Origin of the sequence: Streptomyces odonnellii (genome assembly GCF_000981895.1) — a bacterium.
Classification (GTDB): Bacteria; Actinomycetota; Actinomycetes; order Streptomycetales; family Streptomycetaceae; genus Streptomyces; species Streptomyces odonnellii.
The window spans coordinates 1-5,218 of sequence record NZ_LATD01000235.1 but is presented as its reverse complement, the minus strand read 5'-3'; the positions used below and the strand labels follow the sequence as shown (position 1 = coordinate 5,218).

4 protein-coding genes are annotated in these 5,218 nt (G+C 73.7%); 1 reads left to right on the top strand and 3 read right to left on the bottom strand.

From position 1 onward, the window contains the following. Positions 1 to 2,076: HAD-IC family P-type ATPase (locus WH07_RS21905; protein WP_157877407.1), on the top strand; the 2,076-nt coding region annotated here is incomplete at its 5' end. Positions 2,077 to 2,118: 42 nt separating this feature from the next. On the opposite strand, the gene WH07_RS21900 is transcribed toward WH07_RS21905, so the two are convergent. From WH07_RS21900 to WH07_RS21890, 3 genes are all read right to left on the bottom strand, one after another. After that, a complete protein-coding gene (locus WH07_RS21900) occupies positions 2,119 to 2,955 on the bottom strand; it encodes an ABC transporter ATP-binding protein (protein ID WP_046502684.1) in 837 nt (278 codons plus the stop codon). Continuing rightward, positions 2,952 to 4,025, bottom strand: coding sequence for a FecCD family ABC transporter permease (locus WH07_RS21895; RefSeq protein WP_046502688.1), 1,074 nt, complete (start codon positions 4,023 to 4,025; stop codon positions 2,952 to 2,954). Before WH07_RS21895 ends, WH07_RS21900 begins: the two co-directional genes overlap by 4 nt. 92 nt (positions 4,026 to 4,117) lie before the next feature. After that, positions 4,118 to 5,152, bottom strand: a complete 1,035-nt coding sequence (locus tag WH07_RS21890) for a FecCD family ABC transporter permease (RefSeq protein ID WP_046502682.1) — start codon at positions 5,150 to 5,152, stop codon at positions 4,118 to 4,120. Between the last annotated feature and the right edge of the window lie 66 nt (positions 5,153 to 5,218).

Sequence of the window (5,218 nt, the reverse complement as noted above, 5' to 3'; positions counted from 1 at the left end):
GTGGCGAGTGTGCCGGAGGGGCTGCCCTTCCTGGTCTCGGCGGCCCAACTCGCCGCTGCCCGGCGGCTTTCCACGCTGGGTGTGCTGGTGCGCGATCCCCGTACGATCGAGGCCGCGGGGCGGGCGGACGTGCTGTGCTTCGACAAGACCGGCACGCTCACCCATGGACGGATCGAGCTGGCGCTGGTCGTCGCGCACGGGGGCGACGGGGCGGAGGCCGGGGACGGGCGCGGCACGCCGGGCGACGGGGGTTCCGGGCCCGGTGACCGCGAAGGGCGTCCGCCGGAGTCTCTCGGCCATCGCGAACGGACCGTGCTCGCAGCCGCGTTGCGTGCCACCCCGCGTCCGCGCGACAACCAGAAGCTGGAGCACTTCACCGATCGCGCCGTGGTGTCCGGCGCCGAGCGGGCCGGCGTCGCCCGTACCGACGGAGCGCGCGGCTGGCGGCGCACCGCGAGCCTGCCGTTCGAGCCGAGCCGCGGTTTTCACGCCACCCGGGGCCGCGACAGCACGGACCGGCTGCTGTCGGTCAAGGGCGCCCCGGAGCGCGTCGTCGAACTCTGCGACCTGAGCCGGGAGTCGAAGAAAGCGCTGCTGACCGAGAGCGAGAAGCTGGCCGCCGAGGGCCACCGGGTCCTGGCGGTCGCGGAGTCGCGTGACAAGGGCGGCGGCCCGCTCACCGACGACGCGGTGAACGGCCTCGACTTCCTCGGCTTCCTGCTGCTCAGCGACAAGGTCCGCAGCGGCGCGGCGCGTTCGGTGCGGCAGCTCGCCGAGGCGGGTGTGCATATCGTGATGATCACCGGGGACCATCCGCAGACCGCCGAGTCGATCGCCCGCGAACTCGATGTGGCCGACGGGCGGAGGGTCGTCACCGGCGCGGATCTGGACGCCCTGGACGACGACGAGCTGGACGTACTGCTGCCGAATGTCGGTGTGGTCGCCCGGGGCACGCCGACGCACAAGGTGCGGGTCGTCAAGGCGTTCCAGCGGCTCGGCCGTACGGTCGCGATGACCGGCGACGGGGCCAATGACGCGCCCGCGATCCGGCTCGCGGACGTCGGTATCGCCCTCGGTACCCGGGCCACCCCGGCCGCCCGGGCGGCGGCGGACCTCGTCGTCACGGACGACCGGCTGGAGACCATCCTGGCCGCGCTGGTCGAGGGACGCGCGATGTGGGCGTCGGTACGGCAGGCGCTGGCGATCCTCCTCGGCGGGAACCTGGGCGAGATCGGTTTCACGGTCCTGGGCTCCACGGTCAGCGGTGCCTCGCCTCTGACGGCCCGTCAGCTCCTGTTGGTCAACCTCTTCACGGACCTCGCGCCGGCCATCGCCGTGGCCCTGCGTCCGCCGGGGGAGGACGCCAGAGGGCGTCTGCTGCGCGAGGGGCCCGAGTCGTCGCTCGGCACCGCCCTGACCGACGAGATCACCGTACGGGCCATGGCCACCGCGCTGGGAGCCGCGGCCGGCTGGATCGCGGCGCGCGCGACGGGCCGCCCGGCCCGTGCCCGTACGGTCGCGCTGGCCGCGCTCGTCGCCACCCAGCTCGGCCAGACCCTCTTGGTCGGCTGGCGCAGCCCCGCGGTCCTGGCCGCGGTCGCCGGCTCCATGGCGGCCCTGGCCGCGGTCATCCAGACTCCCGGCGTCAGCCACTTCTTCGGCAGCACCCCGCTCGGCCCGGTCGGCTGGACGATCGCCCTGGCGGCGGCGACGGCGGGCACGATGGCAGCCGTCCGTCTTCCCCCGGTGGCGCGGCGCGCGCGCACGTCCCTGGACAGCCTGTGGTCGGACAGCCTGTGGTCGAACCCGCCGGAGGGCGGATACCGGGCGGGCCTGATCGCCCTGTGGAAGCGGCTGATGGAGACGACGGACACGACGGACACGACGGAGACGGCGGAGACGACGGAGACGACGGGCAGGGCGGACACGGCGGACGCGCGGGAAGCCGGGGCGCCGGAGTCGGCCGACGGCACACCCGCGTCCCGCGCACCCGAGGATGCGCGCATCCCGGACACGGACGTCTACGAGGCACCGGCCCTGGACGCCCACGCGGGCAACGGCGCCCGCACGAAGTGACGCGAGCGGAGAGCGCTTCCCGGAGAGAGCGCTTTCAGCGCCTCAGTCGCCGGACGGGCCGAGTTCTTCCCCGGCCGGAGCCGAGCGGGCCTCCGGCCGGAACGGTGCCCCCGGTACCACCAGGGGCGAGCCCGTCACCGGGTCCGGGATCACCACCGCTTCGAGGCCGAAGACCTCCCGTACCAGCTCCGCCGTCACCACTTCCCCCGGCGTGCCCTCCGCGATCACGCGGCCCGACTTCATCGCCACCAGGTGGTCGGCGTAGCGGGCCGCCTGGTTGAGGTCGTGGAGGACGATCACGACCGTACGACCCTGCTCATGGTTGAGGCGGCGCACCAGGTCGAGGACCTCCACCTGGTGCGCGATGTCCAGGAACGTCGTCGGCTCGTCCAGCAGCAGCAGGTCCGTCTCCTGTGCCAAGGCCATCGCGATCCAGACGCGCTGCCGCTGCCCGCCGGAGAGTTCGTCCACGGGCCGGTCGGCGAGAGCGCTCACATTCGTACGGGTCATCGCCTCGGTCACCGCGCGCTCGTCCTCGTCCGACCACTGCTGCCACCAGTGCTGGTGCGGCTGGCGCCCGCGCGCCACCAGGTCCGCGACCGTGATCGCCTCCGGCGCGACCGGGGACTGGGGCAGCAGACCGATCGACCGGGCGATCCGCTTCGTCGGGATCCTCGCCAGCTCCGTACCGTCCAGCAGCACCGAGCCGCCGCGCGGCTTGAGCAGCCGGCCCAGCGCGCGCAGTGTGGTCGACTTGCCGCAGGCGTTCGGGCCGACGATGACGGTCACCTGCCCGTCGGGGACGGCCAGTTCGAGCTCGTGGACGACCGTACGGTCCTCGTAGGCGAGCGTCAGCCCGCGGGCCATGAGCCTGCTCATGCGGTCCCTCCCTTTCGTACCCCCGTCGCACCCGTGCCCACGGCACGGCTCCGGACGATCAGCCAGATCAGATACGGCGCGCCCACCGCCGCCGTCAGCACGCCCACCGGCAGTTCCGTCGGCGCGAGCACCTTGCGGGCCAGCAGATCGGCCAGTACGACGACGACCGCGCCCGTCAGCGCCGAGGAGAGCAGCGGGATCTGCGCGGTACGGGTCAGCCGCCGCGCGATCTGGGGTGCCAGCAGCGCCACGAAGTCCACCGGCCCCGCCGCGCCCGTCGCGACCGACGCCAGCACCACGCCGAGCAGGACCAGACCGAGCCGGACGCGCCCGAGCCGTATCCCCAGCGCGGTGGCCGTGTCGTCGTCCACCGACACCGTGCGCTGCGCGTACGCCGCCCACAGCATCGCGGGCAGCAGGGCGAGGAGCAGCCAGCCGAGCGGCGCGGCCTCGTCCCAGCCGCGGCCGTTGAGCGAACCGGTCATCCAGACCTGCGCCTGCTGGGCGACCAGATAGTCGCCCTTGGTCAGGAAGAGCGTGGTGACGGAGCGCAGCGCGATCGCGAACCCGATCCCGATGAGCACGAACCGGGTCGCGTGCAGCCCGCCGCGCCAGGCGAACACGTACACCAGCGCCGCCGCCAGGATCCCGCCCGCGACCGACAGATACGGCAGCACGGCGAACGAGGTGACGCCGAACGTCATGGCGCCGACCGTGAGAGCGCTCGCACCCTGGCTGATGCCGATGATGTCCGGGCTGGCCAGCGGGTTGCGGGCGACGGTCTGGATCAGCGCGCCCGCGACTCCGAACGCCAGCCCCACGAAGAGCCCGGTCATCATGCGCGGCAACCGCAGCGTGTCGACGACGAGTTCGTTCGCGGACGGCTGCCCGCTGAGGACCCGTACCACCTCGGAGGGCGGTACGAAGCTCTCGCCGACGCTCAGATACGCGACGCACACCGCCGCCAGCACCACCGCGAGTCCGACAGCGGCCACGGCCGCCCGCCGGTGCAGCAGGAACGAGCCGCGCCCGATCCGTACGCGGGTGTATCCGGTCGGCCGTACGCCCATGACCCGGGCGTCCGTCGCGGCAGCAGCGCCGGCGGTGTCAGCGGCGCCGGCGGTGTCGGCAGCGGCGGCGGTGTCGCTCGTGGTCCGGGCCTTCATGCGGGCACCGCCTTTCTGCGCACGAGCGCGACCAGGAACGGCACCCCGAGCAGCGCCGTCGCCACCCCCGCCGGAATCTCGCCCGGCGGGAACACGATCCTGCCGACCACATCGGAGACGAGCAGCATCACGGGACCGAGCAGCGCGGCCATCGGCAGCACCCAGCGGTGATCGGTGCCGACGATCGCGCGGGCGATATGCGGAACGGCCAGCCCGACAAAGGCGATCGGCCCCGCCGCCGCGACGCCGACCCCGGTCAGTACGGTCGCGCCGACACCGCCCAGGACCCGTACCGCCGCGACATTCTGGCCGAGCCCCTTCGCGACGTCCTCGCCGAGCGCCAGCGCGTCCAGACCGCGTGCCACCGAGACCACCAGCACCGTGCCGACCAGCAGGAACGGCCAGACCTGGGCCACCACTTCGGAGTCCCGGCCCGCCACCGAGCCCACCTGCCAGAAGCGGAACTCGTCCAGCGCCGCCGCGTCGGTCGTCAGCACGGCCGTGGTCACCGAGAGGAGCAGCGCGTTGATCGCGGCGCCGCCCAGGGCGAGTTTGACCGGGGTCGCACCACCGCGCCCGCTGGAGGCGACCGCGTACACCGCCACCGAGGCGATGCCCGCGCCCGCGAACGCGTACCAGACATAACCGGTGAGGGTGTGCACCCCGGCGAAGGCGATGGCCAGCACCACTCCGGCCGAGGCGCCCTGGCTGATACCGAGGATGCCCGGGTCGGCGATCGGATTGCGGGTGATGCCCTGGAGAACGGTGCCCGCGAGGGCGAGCGCGGCGCCGACCATCAGCCCGATCAGCGTGCGCGGCACCCGGAGTTGACGGATGACCTCGGCGTCGTCGCCGCGCGCGCCGTGCAGCAGCGCGTCGACGACGGCGGAGGGGGCGACGGCGCGCGCGCCGACCGCGAGGCTGAGGAGGACCGCGAGCAGTACGGCGACGACGGCGGCCGCCGTCCAGCCGATACGGCGGGCGACCAGGACGCGTCTGACACCGGGGACCGGCGGGGCGGCGGCTGACATGCGGACCAATCGGGGCGAGTGCGGGGCGGGCGGGCGAGTGCGGGTGCGGGCTGGGCCGGCTGAGGT